This window comes from Kitasatospora phosalacinea (genome assembly GCF_030268885.1).
Classification (GTDB): domain Bacteria; phylum Actinomycetota; class Actinomycetes; order Streptomycetales; family Streptomycetaceae; genus Kitasatospora; species Kitasatospora phosalacinea_C.
Map to the genome: position 1 here is coordinate 16,266 of NZ_BSSA01000009.1, position 12,953 is coordinate 29,218.

Consider the following 12,953-nt stretch of genomic DNA (forward strand, 5'->3'; position numbering starts at 1 on the left):
TCAGGACTCCTCGGCGGCCGCCAGCTCCCGGGCCAGCTCCAGGCGCTTGACCTTGGTGGTGGCGGTGTGCGGCAGCTCGTCCAGGCGGCGCTGCACCGGCGGGGCCAGGTCGGGCAGGCCGCGCACCGCCCGCTGCCAGCGGGCCGGGTCCAGCGGGCGGTCCTCGCGGGTGCAGACCACCGGGACGGGGGCGGAGCCGGAGCCGGGCACGATGATCACCTCCAGCAGTTCGGGCAGCCGGGTGAACAGGGCGTCCTCCAGGGCGAGGGTGCTGCTGATGCCCGGGATCTCGTCCACCTCGCGGTCCAGCAGGTGCACGCAGCCCCACTTGGTGCGGTAGCCGAGGTCGCCCATCCGCCACCAGCCGTCCGCGGAGAACTGCCCCTCGAAGCGCTCCTGCTCGCCCAGGTAGGTGATGATCTGGCCGCCGCTGCGGGCCTCGATGTGGCCCGGCGAGTCCGCGGTCACCGGGCGGCCGTCCCGGCTGACCACCCGGACCTCGCTCATCCCGGGGAAGGTCCGTCCCACGCAGCGCCCGTCGGAGCCGCCGCGCCGCCGCCTGGTCCAGGTGCGGGCGCAGATCGCGCCGGTCTCGCTCTGGCCGTAGGTCTGGGCGAAGAACGGCAGGCGGCGCCGGGAGGCGCGCAGCAGGGTGTCGACGGTGCGGGGGTGGATGGCGTCGAAGGTGTTGCTGAAGCAGCGGACCCGGGCCAGCGGGCGGGCCGGGTGGTCGGCCAGCACCTCCCAGGCGAGCAGGGTGTTCGGGTGGGTCTCGATGACGCCGGGGGGTATCCGGGCGAACAGTTCGGCGGCGTGCTCCGGGGCGTCGTCCCGCATGACGATCATCGGGTGGCCGCGCAGCGCGAACAGCGCGGCGCCGCTGATCATCCGGGAGTGCACGAAGGAGACGTGCACGGCGATCGGCTCGTGCCGGCCGACCGGCGCCAGCAGCACGGACTGCGGGCGGCAGCGGGCCTGGACGGTGATGCCGGTCTGCACGGCCAGCTTGGGCAGGCCGGTGGTGCCCGAGGTGTGGGTGATCAGGGCCGGGCCGTCCTGCGGGGCGGTCACCGGCTTCACCCGCTCGACCCCGGCCAGCGCGGCCAGCGGGGTCGCGCCCGGGTGCTCGCCGACGGCGGTCAGCACCCGCGCGGACAGCTCGAACACCTCGGCGGGCAGCGAGTCGGCGAGCTTGGCCGCGTCGGTGAGCAGCGTCGGCCGCTCCAGCCGGGCCAGCAGCTCGGCCACGGTGGCGCCGTCCAGCTTGGGGGAGAGCAGCACCGGGACGGCGCCGACCCGGGCCGTGCTGTAGGCCAGCAGCGAGATGTCGAAGCCGTCCGACTTGTGGATCACCACCCGGTCGCCGGGCCGGACCCGGGCCGCCCACAGCCGGGAGGCGAAGTCGTCGACCAGGTCGGCCACCTCGGTCAGGGTCAGCCGGCGGCCCAACTGCGGGGCGATGTCCAGGTCGTGGTCCAGGTAGACCGGGTTGGCCGGGTGGCGGGCGGCGGCGCGGTCGAAGACCGTGCCCAGCCGGATGCCCCGGTTGCCGACGCGTTGCAGGAACATGCTTCCGTCTCTCCTTCGGTTGGTCGTCGGGTCGCGCGGTACGGGGCTCACAGCCCGCGCAGGGCCCGGTCGACGAGCGGGCCGGCCAGCCCGGTGTACGCGGTCGGGTCGCACAGCAGCGCCAGCTCCCGCGGCTCGAACACGTCCTTCAGCTCGGGCAGTTCGGCCAGCACCTCGGCCAGCGGGCGGCCGTCCCGCTCGGCCTGCCCGGAGGCGTCGGTGAGCAACTGCTTGGCCGCGGCCTTGCCGAGCCGGGGCGCCAGGACGGCGGAGATCCGCTCGGAGACCACCTGACTGCCGGTCAGGTCGAGGTTGGCGCGCATCCGCCCGGGCCGGACCTCCAGGCCCTCGGCGAGCTCCACCGCGGTGTGCGCGGCCCCGCCGGTCAGCCGCAGCGCCTCGCGCAGCAGCTGCCACTCGGCGTGCCAGGCGCCCGCGGAGCGCTCGTCCTCGGCCAGCAGGCACTGGGTCAGCCCGGCCGCGATCACCGGCACCTGGAGGGCGGCGCTGCGGATCAGGGTGGCCAGCACCGGGTTGCGCTTGTGCGGCATCGCGGAGGAGGAGCCGCGCCCGGCGGCGGTCGGCTCGGCGACCTCGCCGACCTCCGTCCGGGTCAGCGACTGGACGTCCAGCGCGATCTTGCCGAGCGCCCCGGCGGTGAAGGCCAGCGCGGCCGCCAGGTCGGCGACCGGGGTGCGCAGCGCGTGCCAGGGCAGCACCGGGCGGGCCAGGCCGGTCTCGGCGGCGAACGCGTCCAGCAGCCGGTCCAGGTACGCGCCGGGGTCGGTGTCCGGCCCGTCGGGGCCGTCGATCCGGGCGTACTCCAGGTACCCGGCGAGCGTTCCGGCGGCGCCGCCCAGCGAGACCGGCAGGCCGTGCTCGGCGACCTGCGCCAGGCGTCGTTCGGCGTCCAGGACGAGCTGGCGCCAGCCCGCCGCCTTGAGGCCGAAGGTGGTGGGCACCGCCTGCAGGGCGAGGGTGCGCCCGGCCAGCGGGGTGTCCCGGTGGCGTTCGGCGAGGACGGCCAGCGCCCGGGCGGTGCGGGCCAGGTCGGCCCGCACCAGGCGCAGCGCGCGGGCGGCGACCAGCATCGTTCCGGTGTCCAGCACGTCCTGGCTGGTGGAGCCGCGGTGGACGTACTCGGCGGCGGCCGGGTCCTCGGCGGCCACCACCCGGGTCAGCGCCCGGACCAGGCCGACCACCGGATTGGCGGTCTCCCGGGACTCCAGGGCCAGCGCCCGGACGTCCAGCAGCTCGGCCCGGGCCAGCCGGGTGACGGTCGCCGCGGCCGCCGCGGGCACCGTGCCCAGGGCGGCCTGGGCACGGGCCAGGGCGGCCTCGGCGTCCAGCACGGCCTGCAGCCAGGCCGGGTCGGAGACGGCCGCCTCCACCGGGGTGCCCGCCCGCACCGGCGACAGCAGGCCGGTGTCGGGCGCGGCTCCGGGCACCGCGTGCGCGCCGCTCACACCAGCACCCCCGTCAGGTCGGTCACGGTGGCGTCCGGCCGCACGCCCCGGGGCACCCGGGCGGCGGGCGGCAGGGCCAGCACCGCGCGGGCGATGGCGTCCGAGTCGGCGAGGGTGACCGAGTCGACCCCGGGCCGGATGCCCGCGGCGGTCACCCAGTGCACCGCCTCGGTCGGGATGCCGTACGCGTAGCGGCGGGGGTGGGCCCGGCCGCGGGCGTCCAGCAGCCGGTAGGGCCGCTCGGTGACGGCCAGGCCGCCGGTCTGGTAGCCGCCGCAGGCGGCCGCGATCCGGTAGGGCGCGGCCTGTTCGGTGCTGAGCAGGTGCAGCAGCAGCGGGTCGGCGGTGCGGCGCAGGTCCGGTTCGGGCAGCCGGGCCTCGATCAGCACCGTCGAGCGCACCGGCGGCCGCGGCACCGCGCGCGAGGTCAGCACGAAGGCGGGATCCGCGGTGTCGATCCGGATCTCGGTGCGCGGCCCGGTCAGCTCCACCACGTCGGCCTCCAGCAGGGCGATCAGCTCCTCGATCCGGGAGGCGGGCGGGCCGATCGACAGGAAGGCGTTCAGCGGGGTGTACCAGCCCTCCAGGTCGTCGCGGTACGAGTTGCCCTCCAGGCCGCCGTGGTCCACCGCGAGGCGGACCTCGTTGCGCAGGTCGCGCAGCACGTCCAGGGCGGCCTTCAGCGGCCCGCTGACGTTGCCCTCGCGGGCCGCCGCGACGTCCCGGGCCAGGTGGTCGAGCAGCCAGGAGCGGAAGTCCTCGGGGCCGGTGAACTCCCGGTCGCCGTACGGCCGCGAGAGCCGCTCCCAGCTCCAGTGCCGCTCGGCCGGGACGCCGTACTCGGCCAGCAGCGCGGCGTCCTCGCCCTCCCCGCCGCTCTCCAGGTAGCGCCGCACGAACGCCTCGCGCTCGGCGCCCCGGCCCGCGGCCTCCAGCAGCGCGCCGTAGTAGACGCTCTCCACCTCGCGGGAGATCAGCGGCCACAGGTCGGTGCGGAAGTTCACGTCGGACTCGCCGGCGACGATCCGGGCGCGCAGCCCCGCCACGTACTGCGGCGTCAGCAGCCGCGGCAGGTAGCGGCCGTAGGGGCCCTTCTCGTTCTCGCCCCGGGCGTGGTACGGCACGCCGCGGCGCGAACTCGCGTACAGCTTCGGCTCCAGCCCCGAGGGGCGGTACACCAGCCGCCCGTCGACCCGCTCGAACGCGCCGCCGCGGCCGACCGTGAACAGCGCCATGTGGTCGAAGAAGTTCAGGCCCAGGCCGCGCAGCAGCACCGGCTGCCCGGGGGCGACGAGCGCCAGGTCGCGGTCCAGGTCGAGGTCGGCCGGGTTCGCCGGGGTGACGTACGTCAGGTGGTGGATCCGGGCCAGGCTGGCGATGCGCTCCTCGTGCGGCGTCGGCCGAGCCGGGACGTGGCCCTGGGCCATCACGATCGCGTCCAGGCGGTCCAGCCGGGAGCCGTCCTCCAACCGGACGCCCTGCGGGCCGCCGGGCACGCCGTGGGTGTCGGCCATCGCGACCGCCCGCGACCGGTGCACGACCACCCGGACGTGTGCCGGGGCGCCGTCCACCACCCGCTGGAAGCACGCCGCCAGGTAGCGGCCGTAGAACGCCCGGGTCGGGTAGGTGTCCGGGCCCAGCCGCCGGGCCTCCGCGACGCACTCCTCGGCCTGCCCGGACGCCGCGCCCGCGGCCGCGACCCGCACCGCCCACTCGTACAGGCTCGGCCCGGGCTCGATCGGGCCCTCGATCCGGGAGCTCTCGTCGGTGTGCACGGTGATCTGCGAGGCGACGGTGTTCATCAGCAGGTGCCGCGACTGGTCCTGCCGCCACACCGCCCCGGCGCCCGGCGCGGCCGGGTCGACCACGTGCACGGTGACCGCCGACCGGGAGGGGCGGGCGCGCTCGTTGGCGCACAGCCGCTCCAGCACCGACAGGCCGCGCGGACCGGCCCCGATCACGCAGACCTCCAACGCGGGTCCGCTCGCGGCGAGTTGCTTCTCCGTCCCGCTCACGGCTCCACCACCTCCGCCACCTCCGCACCGGCGGCCAGCCGGCGGGCCAGCTCCAGGCGCTTGATCTTGGTGGTCGCGGTGCGCGGCAGCTCCTCCAGCCGCCGGTGCACCGGGTCCGCCATCGGCGGCAGGCCGGAGGCCGCGCTGCGCCAGGCCGCCAGGTCCAGCGGGGCGTCGTCCTTGGTGCACACCACCGGCACCGCCCGGCCGTCCGGGCCCGGGATGATGATCACCTCGGCGAGGCCGGGCATCCGGCCGAACAGGGTGTCCTCGGCGGCCAGCGTGCTGCCGAAGCCCTCGATCAGGTCGACCTCGCGGTCCAGCAGGTGCACGCAGCCCCACCGGGTGCGGTAGCCCACGTCGCCCATCCGCCACCAGCCGTCCTTCGACACCTGCGCGTCGTAGCGCTCCTGCTCGCCCAGGTAGGTGACGATCCGCCCGTCGCTGCGCACCTCGATGTAGCCCGGGTTGTCCGCGGACGGCGGCAGGCCGTTGCGGCTGACCACCCGCACGTCCGTCATCCCCGGGAACGGCACGCCGACGCAGCGGCCGTCGTCGTCCAGGGTCCGGCGCCGGGTGAAGCCGCGGACGATCGCCGGGCCGACCTCGCTCTGCCCGTACAGCTGACCGAAGTACGGGGCGCGGCGCCGGGTCGCCCGCAGCAGGCGGTGCACGGTGCGCGGGTGGATCGCGTCGAAGGTGCTGCTGAACAGCTTCACGTTGCTCAGCGGGCCGCGCGGGTCGTCCGCCAGCTCCTCCCACTCCATGAAGGAGTTGGGGTGCGCCTCCAGGACGCCCGGCTTCAGCCGCGCGAACAGGTCGCCGACGTGCTTCGGGTCCGAGTCGCGCAGCACCACCAGCGGGAAGCCGCGCAGCAGCGAGATCGCCAGCGCGGTGAACAGCCGGGAGTGCACGAAGGAGACGTGGATCGCGACCGTCTCCCGGCCCGGGACGAGCGGGGCGAGCACCGAGGCCTGCGGGCGGTAGCGCGACTGCAGGCTGAACCCGGTGTGCACCGCCAGCTTCGGCGTCCCGGTGGTGCCCGAGGTGTGGGTGATCAGGGTCGGGCGGTCCGGCGCCAGGGTGACCGCGGGCACCCGCGGCGCCCCCGCCAGGGAGCGCAGCTCCAGCGCGTCCCGGTAGCTGCCGGAGGTCAGCAGCACCCGCTCGGCGAGCGCGAAGACCGATCCGGGCAGCGAGCGCTCCAGCTTCTCCTGGTCGGTCACCAGGAACGGGCGGTCGGTGCGGCGCACCAGCTCGGCGACGGTCGCGCCGTCCAGCGCCGGGGACAGCAGCACCGGCACGGCCCCGATCCGGGCCGCCGCGCACGCCAGCAGGGTGATGTCGAAGCCGTCGGCCTTGTGCACCACCACCCGCCGGTTCGGCCGCACCCCGGCCGCCCACAGCCGGGCGGCCAGCGCGTCCACCGCGTCGGCCACCTCCGCGACGGTCGAGCGCCGCTCCAGCTCCGGCAGCGCGTCCAGGTCGTGGTCGAGGACCAGGACGTTGGCACCGTGCCGCGCCGCGGCGCGTTCGAACAGCATTCCGAGCCGGATTCCCCGGTTTCCGATACGTTGAAGAAACACCTGTACGCCTTCCGAAAAGGGGCGGCAGAACGCCGTCGGAACATCGACGTGGAAGAGGAGTGTCGACCGGGCCGGTGAATTCCCCGAAAGAGAACCGGGAACCCGCCCGGCCCGGCCCGGAAATGCTCAGCCCTGCTCGACGACGGCCTTGATCCGGCGCAGGGTGACGGCCAGGTCGGCGGAGATCTTGTCGCCCCACTCGGCGAAGAAGCGCTGCTTCGCGGCCTCGTCCATCTCGGCGGTGATGCCCCGGATGCCCTCGGTGGGCGCGTCCATCCGGAAGTGGTGGGTCAGCAGGCTTCCGCCGTCCCCGGCGGGCTCGACGTCGAAGCCCCAGACGCTCTCCTGCTTGCGGCCCTGCGAGTCGCACATCGCCCAGCGGAAGGTCCGGCCGGGCTCGGCGGCGACCACCTCGGCGTGCGTCTGCCACCGCCCGCGCACCACCGGGGCCCACGCCACGACGTCCTCGGCGCGGACGTTGTCACCGCGGAACACCGACCCGACGGCCGACGGCTCGCCGGACACCCACTCGCCGCCCAGGCATTCCGGGCTCCATTCGAAACTCCGCGGCAGGTCACTGACCACCGCGTAGACCTCCGAAGGGGGAGCGGAAATGCGGATGTCGGCGTCGGTGGAGAATATCGGCCGCTTCTCGTTGATGATTTCACCCATGGCACGAATGCTCCCAGCCCGCCCCCGGCGGGGGTCAAGGCGGAAAACACGGGTCCGTCAACTCCGGGATTCCGTGTCAACTCCGTCCCGCGGCGCGGGGACGCCCCGCACCGCGGGACGCCCCCGCGGGCCGCTACCGGCGCCCGGCGGGCTCCTGCGCCGGGACGGCCGGCTCCTGGTCGGGCAGCCGCAGCGCCGGGCCGTCCAGCGGGCCGGAGCCCTGCAGCAGCCGCAGCAGCGGGGCCGTCATCACCGTGGTGCCGAGCGCCACCAGCGTCAGGATCGCCGTCATCCGGTCGTCCACGATCCCGCTGTCGTGACCGATCTGGATCACGATCAGCTCGGTCAGCCCGCGCGCGTTCAACAGCACCCCCAGCGCCAGCGCCGCCCGCGGGCGCAGCCCCAGCAGCCACCCGCACAGACCGGGCCCGGCCACCTTGCCGACCACCGCCAGCGCCAGCAGCACCAGGAACACCGGGACCGTCGAGCCGCCCCACTCCAGGGCGCCCAGGTCCACCGTCAGGCCGTACTCGAAGAAGAACAGCGGCAGCAGCACGCCGCGCGCCGTCCCCACCACCCGGTCCGCCGCCCGCGCCACCTCGCGCAGGCCCGCCGGTTCGGCCCCCGCCGAGGGTGCCGCCGCCGCGGGCCACACCAGGCCCACCAGCAGCGCCCCGATCAGCTGGTGCACGCCCAGCGCCGCCGTGGCCGCCGCCGTCACCGCCACCGCCAGGGCGATCACGGTCACGTCGGCCGCCGCGGAGCGCCCCCGCGCGGCGCCGCGGGCCAGCAGCGCCCGCAGCGGGCCCAGGTAGAGGCCGACCAGGGCGAGCGCCGCCGCCCCGACCACCAGCAGCCCGGACGGGTCGCCGCCCGCGGCCACCGCCGTGATCGCCGCCAGCACCAGCCAGCCCGCGCCGTCGCCCAGCGCCGCCGCGAACAGGCTCAACTGCCCCACCCCGGTCCGGGTGATGCCCAGGTCGGAGAGTATCCGGGCGAGCACCGGGAACGCGGTGATGCTCAGCGCACAGCCGAGGAACAGCGCGAACACCGGGCCGCTGCCGTGCGGCCCCGCGTAGTGCCGCACCAGCGGCACCGCCGCCACCGCACCCAGCGCGAACGGCACCAGCACCGAGGCCTTGCTGACCAGCAGCGCCCGGGCGGCCGCGCCGCGCAGCCGCATCCCGGCCAGCTCCCGGCCCACCCCGAACATGAACAGCACCAGCCCGAACTGGGCCAGCCCGTCCAGCGGGGCCAGCACCGAGCGCGGGAACAGCCAGTCCACCGCGCCGGGCGCCAGGCGGCCCAGCAGCGAGGGGCCGAGCGCGATGCCCGCGCAGATCTCGCCCACCACCCGGGGCTGGCCCAGCCGTTCGACCAGCGCCCCGGTCAGCCGGGCCGCGGCCAGCAGCACGCCGACGGCCAGCAGGACGTGGCCGGTGGCGCTCAGCGCGAACCAGCTCCGGCGGCCCGAACCGCCCCCCGCCCGCCCGCCCGCGGTGACGGCCACCACCAGCACCACCGCCAGCGGCAGCACCACGGTCAGCAGCACCGCCGCCACCCGCCGCGCCCCGGGCCGCGGCGCCCCGGAGCGCTCCGGCCCCCGGCCCCGTCGGAAAAGCGGTCCGGCCATCTCAGCGCACCTCCGCGATCAGGTCCCGCAGCAGCTCGCTGGCCCCGGCCGCGACCGTGCCCGCCGCCGCGTCCCGGTACAGCCGTTCGGCCACCGAGCCCTCCGACACGCCCTCCGCGCCGTGGAGTTGGGCGCACGCCCGGGCGGCCTCGGCAGCCAGTTCGGTGGCGCGCAGCTTCACCACCGAGGCGGTGCCGACGTCCAGGCGGCCCTGGCCGTGCAGCCAGGCGGCGTGGTGCGCGTAGCGGCGCACCAGGTCGAACTCCGCGTGCAGGTCGGCGAGCCGGTGCCGCACCGCCTGCCGGGCGTCCAGCGGCGCGCCGCCCACCCGGCGGGCGCGCACCCGCGCGTCCAGCACCGCCAGGGTGTGCCGCACCCCGCCGACCGCGAGCAGCCCGGCGACCAGGCGCTCGAAGTCCAGCGCCCGCATCAGCTGGACCAGCGCCCGCCCCGGACGGCCCAGCAGGGCGTCCGCGGGCACCGGCACGTCCGCGAAGGACACCTCGGCGACGTCCGCCGAGCGCCAGGCGGCGGTCGGCTGCGGACGGCGGGTGATCCCGGGGCTCGCGGCGTCGACCAGCAGCAGCCCGGCCCCGGCCAGGCCGTGCGCGGCGGGGCCGGGCCCGGCCGGGGCGCCGTCGCCCAGCCGGGCCAGCACCACCAGCAGGCCGGCCGCGGTGCCGTTGGCGACGTACGCCTTGCGGCCGGTCAGCCGGAAGCCGTCGCCGTCCGGGCGGGCGGTGGTGCGCAGGTCGGCCAGGTCGGAGCCGGCCTGCGGTTCGCTGATCGCCAGCGCGGCGATCCGCTCCCCGGCGTGCAGCGCGGGCAGCCAGGCGGCGCGCTGCTCGGCGGAGCCGAACTGCAGCAGGTAGGAGCGGGCCATGTAGGCGTGCACCCCGACCGAGGCCCGGACGCCCGCGTAGCCGGTCGCGCCCAGCTCCTCCAGCAGCAGCGCGCTGCGCAGGAACTCCACGCCGCCGTGGTCGAGTTCGAGCAGCCCGGCGGCACCGAGCGCCTTCCAGCCCTCGGCGCCGATCCGCCGCCGCTGCTCCCAGCCGTCGGCGGCGGGCAGCACCTGTTCGGCGAGGACGGCCCGCACCTCGTCGCGGAACGCGTCGTGGGCGCGGTAGTAGAACGGGAACTCCCGGGACGGGGACAGTTCGTTCACGGCCGCACCGTCCCCGTCGGAGCGGACCCCGTCGGAGCGGACCCCGTCGGAGCGGACCCCGTCGGAGCGGACCCCGTCGGAGCGGGCCCCGTCGGAGCGGGCCCCGTCGGAGCGGGCCCCGTCGGAGCGGGCCCCGTCGGAGCGGGCCCCGTCGGAGCGGGCCCCGTCGGCGCCGCGGCTCCGCCGGACTCCTCGGCCCGGGCCAGCAGTGCGGCCCGGTCGACCTTCCCGGTCGCGGTCAGCGGCAACTCGGCGCACAGCCGCAGCACGCTCGGCACCAGGTACGCGGGCAGCTCCCGGGCCAGGTCCGCCCGGACCGCCCGGGCGTCGACCTCCGGGCCCTCCGGCACGACGAACGCGACCAGCTCCTGCCCGCCCTGCCGGTGGGGCCGGGTGGTGACGAAGCTCCGCCGCACCGCCGGGTGCGCGTCCAGGTGGTGGGCGACCTCGCCGAGCTCGATCCGGAAGCCGTTGACCTTCACCTGGTGGTCCAGGCGGCCCTGGAAGACCAGGTGGCCGCGCGGCGACAGGTGGGCGCGGTCGCCCGTCCGGTACACCCGCTCCCGCACCCCGTCGATCTCCACCTCCACGAACTGCCGGGCGGTGGCCTCGGGCAGCCCCAGGTAGCCGGGGGACAGGCCGGGCCCGGCGATCAGCACCTCGCCGGTCTCCCCGGGCGCGCACAGCTTGCCCTCCGCCACCACGTACGCCCGGGTGTGCTGGATCGGCCGTCCGATCGGCAGGCTGGTCTCCTCCGGGGGCAGCTCGCGCACCGGGTGGAAGGTGGAGAAGGTGGTGCACTCGGTGGGGCCGTACACGCTGACCACCTTCTCCGTCCCGTAGTGGCGCAGCGCCGCCGCCATGTGGGTCAGCGAGTGCGCCTCGCCGCCGGTCAGGACGGTGCGCAGGCCCGCCAGCACCCGGGGGGCCTCGTCGACCACGGTGTTGAACAGCGCGGTGGTCAGGAACAGCACCGTCACCCCGTGCCGCTCCAGCACCCGGCCCAGCTCGCCCAGCCGGACGAACGCCGACGGGTACAGCACGACGGTGCCGCCGTGCAGCAGCGCGCCCCAGAGCTCGAAGGTCGCCGCGTCGAAGGAGACCGGCGCCAGTTGCAGCAGCACCGCGTCCTCGTCCAGCCGCGCGTAGCGGGCGTCGTGCACCAGGTGCACCACGCCGCGGTGGCGCACCGGCACCCCCTTGGGCGTGCCGGTCGAGCCGGAGGTGAAGTTGACGTACGCGATCTCCTCCGGCGAGCCGCGGTGCGGCGGCGCCGGCGCCGGGTGCGCGGCCAGGTCGGCCCGCTCCACCGGCAGGACGGCCCGGCCGGGCAGCCGGGCGGCGGTGGCCGCGGCGGCGTCGGCGCGCACCAGGACGTGCGCCGAGCCCGCCAGGTCGAGCAGGTCGGCCAGCCGCCGGTCCGGCCAGCCGGGGTCGGCGGGCAGGTACGCGGCGCCGCACTTGACGGCGGCCAGCAGCGCCACCACCAGCTCGACGGAGCGCTCCATCAGCACGGTGACGGTGGCGCCGGGGCGCACCCCGGCCGCCCACAGCCGGGCCGCCAGCGCATCGGCCAGGCCGTCCAGCCGGCGGTAGGTCAGGGCGGTGTCCCGGTGCACCAGGGCGGTGGCGTCGGGGCGCCGGGCGGCCTGCGCCTCGAACAGCTCCTTGAGGCCCTGCTCCGGGTACCCGGGGCCGGTGTCGTGGTCGGCGTTCAGCGCCCGGTGGGCGTCCAGGGCGGCCGGCCCGGCGTCGATGATCCGCACCGGGGGGTCGGGCCGCGTGGTCGTGCTCGTCATGCGGTGCTCACCAGCCTCGCGTTGATGGTCGCCAGCAGGAGGTCGCGGTGGGTGTCCAGGAAGAAGTGGCCGCCCGGCAGCTCCAGCAGTTCGCTGGGCCGCAGGCTGTGCCGCCGCCACCCGGCGGTGGCGGCGCGCCCGTCCACCGGGTCGTCGCGGCCGTACATCGCGGTGATCGGCACGTCCAGGCGGGGCTGCCCGGGCGGGCGCGACCAGATCTCGGCGAGCCGCATCTCGGCCCGCATGGTGGGCAGGAACAGCCGCATCACCGCCGGGTCGTCGAGCACCTCGGCGGGGGTGCCGCCCATCGCCCGCACCGCGTCCAGGTACGCGTCGGGCGCCATCTCGTGCAGCAGCGGCCGGTGCTGCGGGTGCTCGGGGCTGCGGCTGCCCGAGACGAACAGCCGCCGGGTGGCGCCCGGGAACTCCCGGGCGGCCCGGTCGGCGAGCTCGTACGCCAGGCGGGCGCCGAAGCTGTGGCCGAAGAAGGCGTGCGGCTCGGCCGCCACCCCGGCCTCGACCAGGGCGGCGAAGACGTCCTCGACCAGCGGCTCCCAGCTGTCGTACAGCGGCTCGCGCAGCCGCACGCCGCGGCCGGGCAGCCGCAGGGCCAGCAGTTCCACCTCGTGGTCCAGCTGGTCCGCCCAGGGCCGGAACAGGTCCGGGCTGCCGCCCGCGTACGGCAGGCACACCAGCCGCAGCCGCCGGGCCCGCCGGGCCGGGCGCAGGACCGGCAGCCAGCGGTCGACGCCCGCCCGGGGGCCCGACCCGGTCACGACCGGGTGTTGCGGTCGATCGCGGCGGCGATCTCCCGGACGGTGCTGTGCGCGAACAGGTCCTCCGGCGGGAGGGCGTCCTCGCCGAAGACCTCCTCGGCCCGGGAGATCAGCCGGATCGCGGTCAGCGAGGTGCCGCCCGACTCGAAGAAGTCGTTCTCCGGGTCCGGCAGGTCCAGGCCCAGGCCGCGGCAGGCGTCCGAGACCCACTCCTGGAGCGCCTGCGCGTCCGGTCGGTCGGTGCCGGTGGTGGGGTTCGACACGGTGGT

Annotated in this window: 10 protein-coding genes; all 10 read right to left on the bottom strand. The window is 76.3% G+C overall.

All coding sequences use genetic code 11. From position 1 onward, the window contains the following. The 10 genes from QSK52_RS15200 to QSK52_RS15245 all read right to left on the bottom strand — a co-directional run bounded on the left by QSK52_RS15200 (position 1) and on the right by QSK52_RS15245 (position 12,947). Positions 1-1,569 carry a class I adenylate-forming enzyme family protein gene (locus QSK52_RS15200; protein WP_285736574.1) on the bottom strand — a complete coding sequence of 523 codons (1,569 nt, stop codon included), beginning with the start codon at positions 1,567-1,569 and terminating at the stop codon, positions 1-3. Between the two features lie 47 nt (positions 1,570-1,616). Beyond that, positions 1,617-3,035, bottom strand: a complete 1,419-nt coding sequence (pcaB, locus tag QSK52_RS15205; protein ID WP_285736575.1) for a 3-carboxy-cis,cis-muconate cycloisomerase — start codon at positions 3,033-3,035, stop codon at positions 1,617-1,619. After that, positions 3,032-5,050 carry an FAD/NAD(P)-binding protein gene (locus tag QSK52_RS15210; protein WP_285736576.1) on the bottom strand — a complete coding sequence of 673 codons (2,019 nt, stop codon included), beginning with the start codon at positions 5,048-5,050 and terminating at the stop codon, positions 3,032-3,034. The genes pcaB and QSK52_RS15210 overlap by 4 nt, the downstream gene beginning before the upstream one ends. After that, positions 5,047-6,594, bottom strand: a complete 1,548-nt coding sequence (locus QSK52_RS15215) for a class I adenylate-forming enzyme family protein (RefSeq protein WP_285736577.1) — start codon at positions 6,592-6,594, stop codon at positions 5,047-5,049. Before QSK52_RS15215 ends, QSK52_RS15210 begins: the two co-directional genes overlap by 4 nt. Positions 6,595-6,762: 168 nt before the next feature. Next, the gene (locus tag QSK52_RS15220) at positions 6,763-7,308 is read right to left on the bottom strand and encodes an SRPBCC family protein (RefSeq protein ID WP_285736578.1); all 546 of its coding nucleotides are present in this window, start codon (positions 7,306-7,308) and stop codon (positions 6,763-6,765) included. A 133-nt stretch (positions 7,309-7,441) separates the two neighbouring features. Beyond that, positions 7,442-8,941, bottom strand: a complete 1,500-nt coding sequence (locus tag QSK52_RS15225) for a cation:proton antiporter (protein WP_285736579.1) — start codon at positions 8,939-8,941, stop codon at positions 7,442-7,444. 1 nt (position 8,942) lies between these two features. Further along, positions 8,943-10,109 carry an acyl-CoA dehydrogenase family protein gene (locus QSK52_RS15230; protein WP_285736580.1) on the bottom strand — a complete coding sequence of 389 codons (1,167 nt, stop codon included), beginning with the start codon at positions 10,107-10,109 and terminating at the stop codon, positions 8,943-8,945. Beyond that, the gene (locus QSK52_RS15235) at positions 10,106-11,908 is read right to left on the bottom strand and encodes an amino acid adenylation domain-containing protein (protein WP_285736581.1); all 1,803 of its coding nucleotides are present in this window, start codon (positions 11,906-11,908) and stop codon (positions 10,106-10,108) included. Before QSK52_RS15235 ends, QSK52_RS15230 begins: the two co-directional genes overlap by 4 nt. Continuing rightward, positions 11,905-12,684: a thioesterase II family protein gene (locus tag QSK52_RS15240; protein WP_285736582.1), complete on the bottom strand. Its 780-nt coding sequence runs from the start codon at positions 12,682-12,684 to the stop codon at positions 11,905-11,907. Before QSK52_RS15240 ends, QSK52_RS15235 begins: the two co-directional genes overlap by 4 nt. Next, positions 12,681-12,947: an acyl carrier protein gene (locus QSK52_RS15245; RefSeq protein WP_285736583.1), complete on the bottom strand. Its 267-nt coding sequence runs from the start codon at positions 12,945-12,947 to the stop codon at positions 12,681-12,683. The genes QSK52_RS15240 and QSK52_RS15245 overlap by 4 nt, the downstream gene beginning before the upstream one ends. Positions 12,948-12,953 lie beyond the last annotated feature (6 nt).

Coding starts and splice junctions, on each gene's coding strand:
- QSK52_RS15200 (WP_285736574.1), bottom strand. CDS start 1,569: ATGTTCCTGCAACGCGTCGGCAACCGGGGCATCCGGCTGGGCACGGTC.
- QSK52_RS15215 (WP_285736577.1), bottom strand. CDS start 6,594: ATGCTGTTCGAACGCGCCGCGGCGCGGCACGGTGCCAACGTCCTGGTC.
- QSK52_RS15220 (WP_285736578.1), bottom strand. CDS start 7,308: ATGGGTGAAATCATCAACGAGAAGCGGCCGATATTCTCCACCGACGCC.
- QSK52_RS15225 (WP_285736579.1), bottom strand. CDS start 8,941: ATGGCCGGACCGCTTTTCCGACGGGGCCGGGGGCCGGAGCGCTCCGGG.
- QSK52_RS15235 (WP_285736581.1), bottom strand. CDS start 11,908: ATGACGAGCACGACCACGCGGCCCGACCCCCCGGTGCGGATCATCGAC.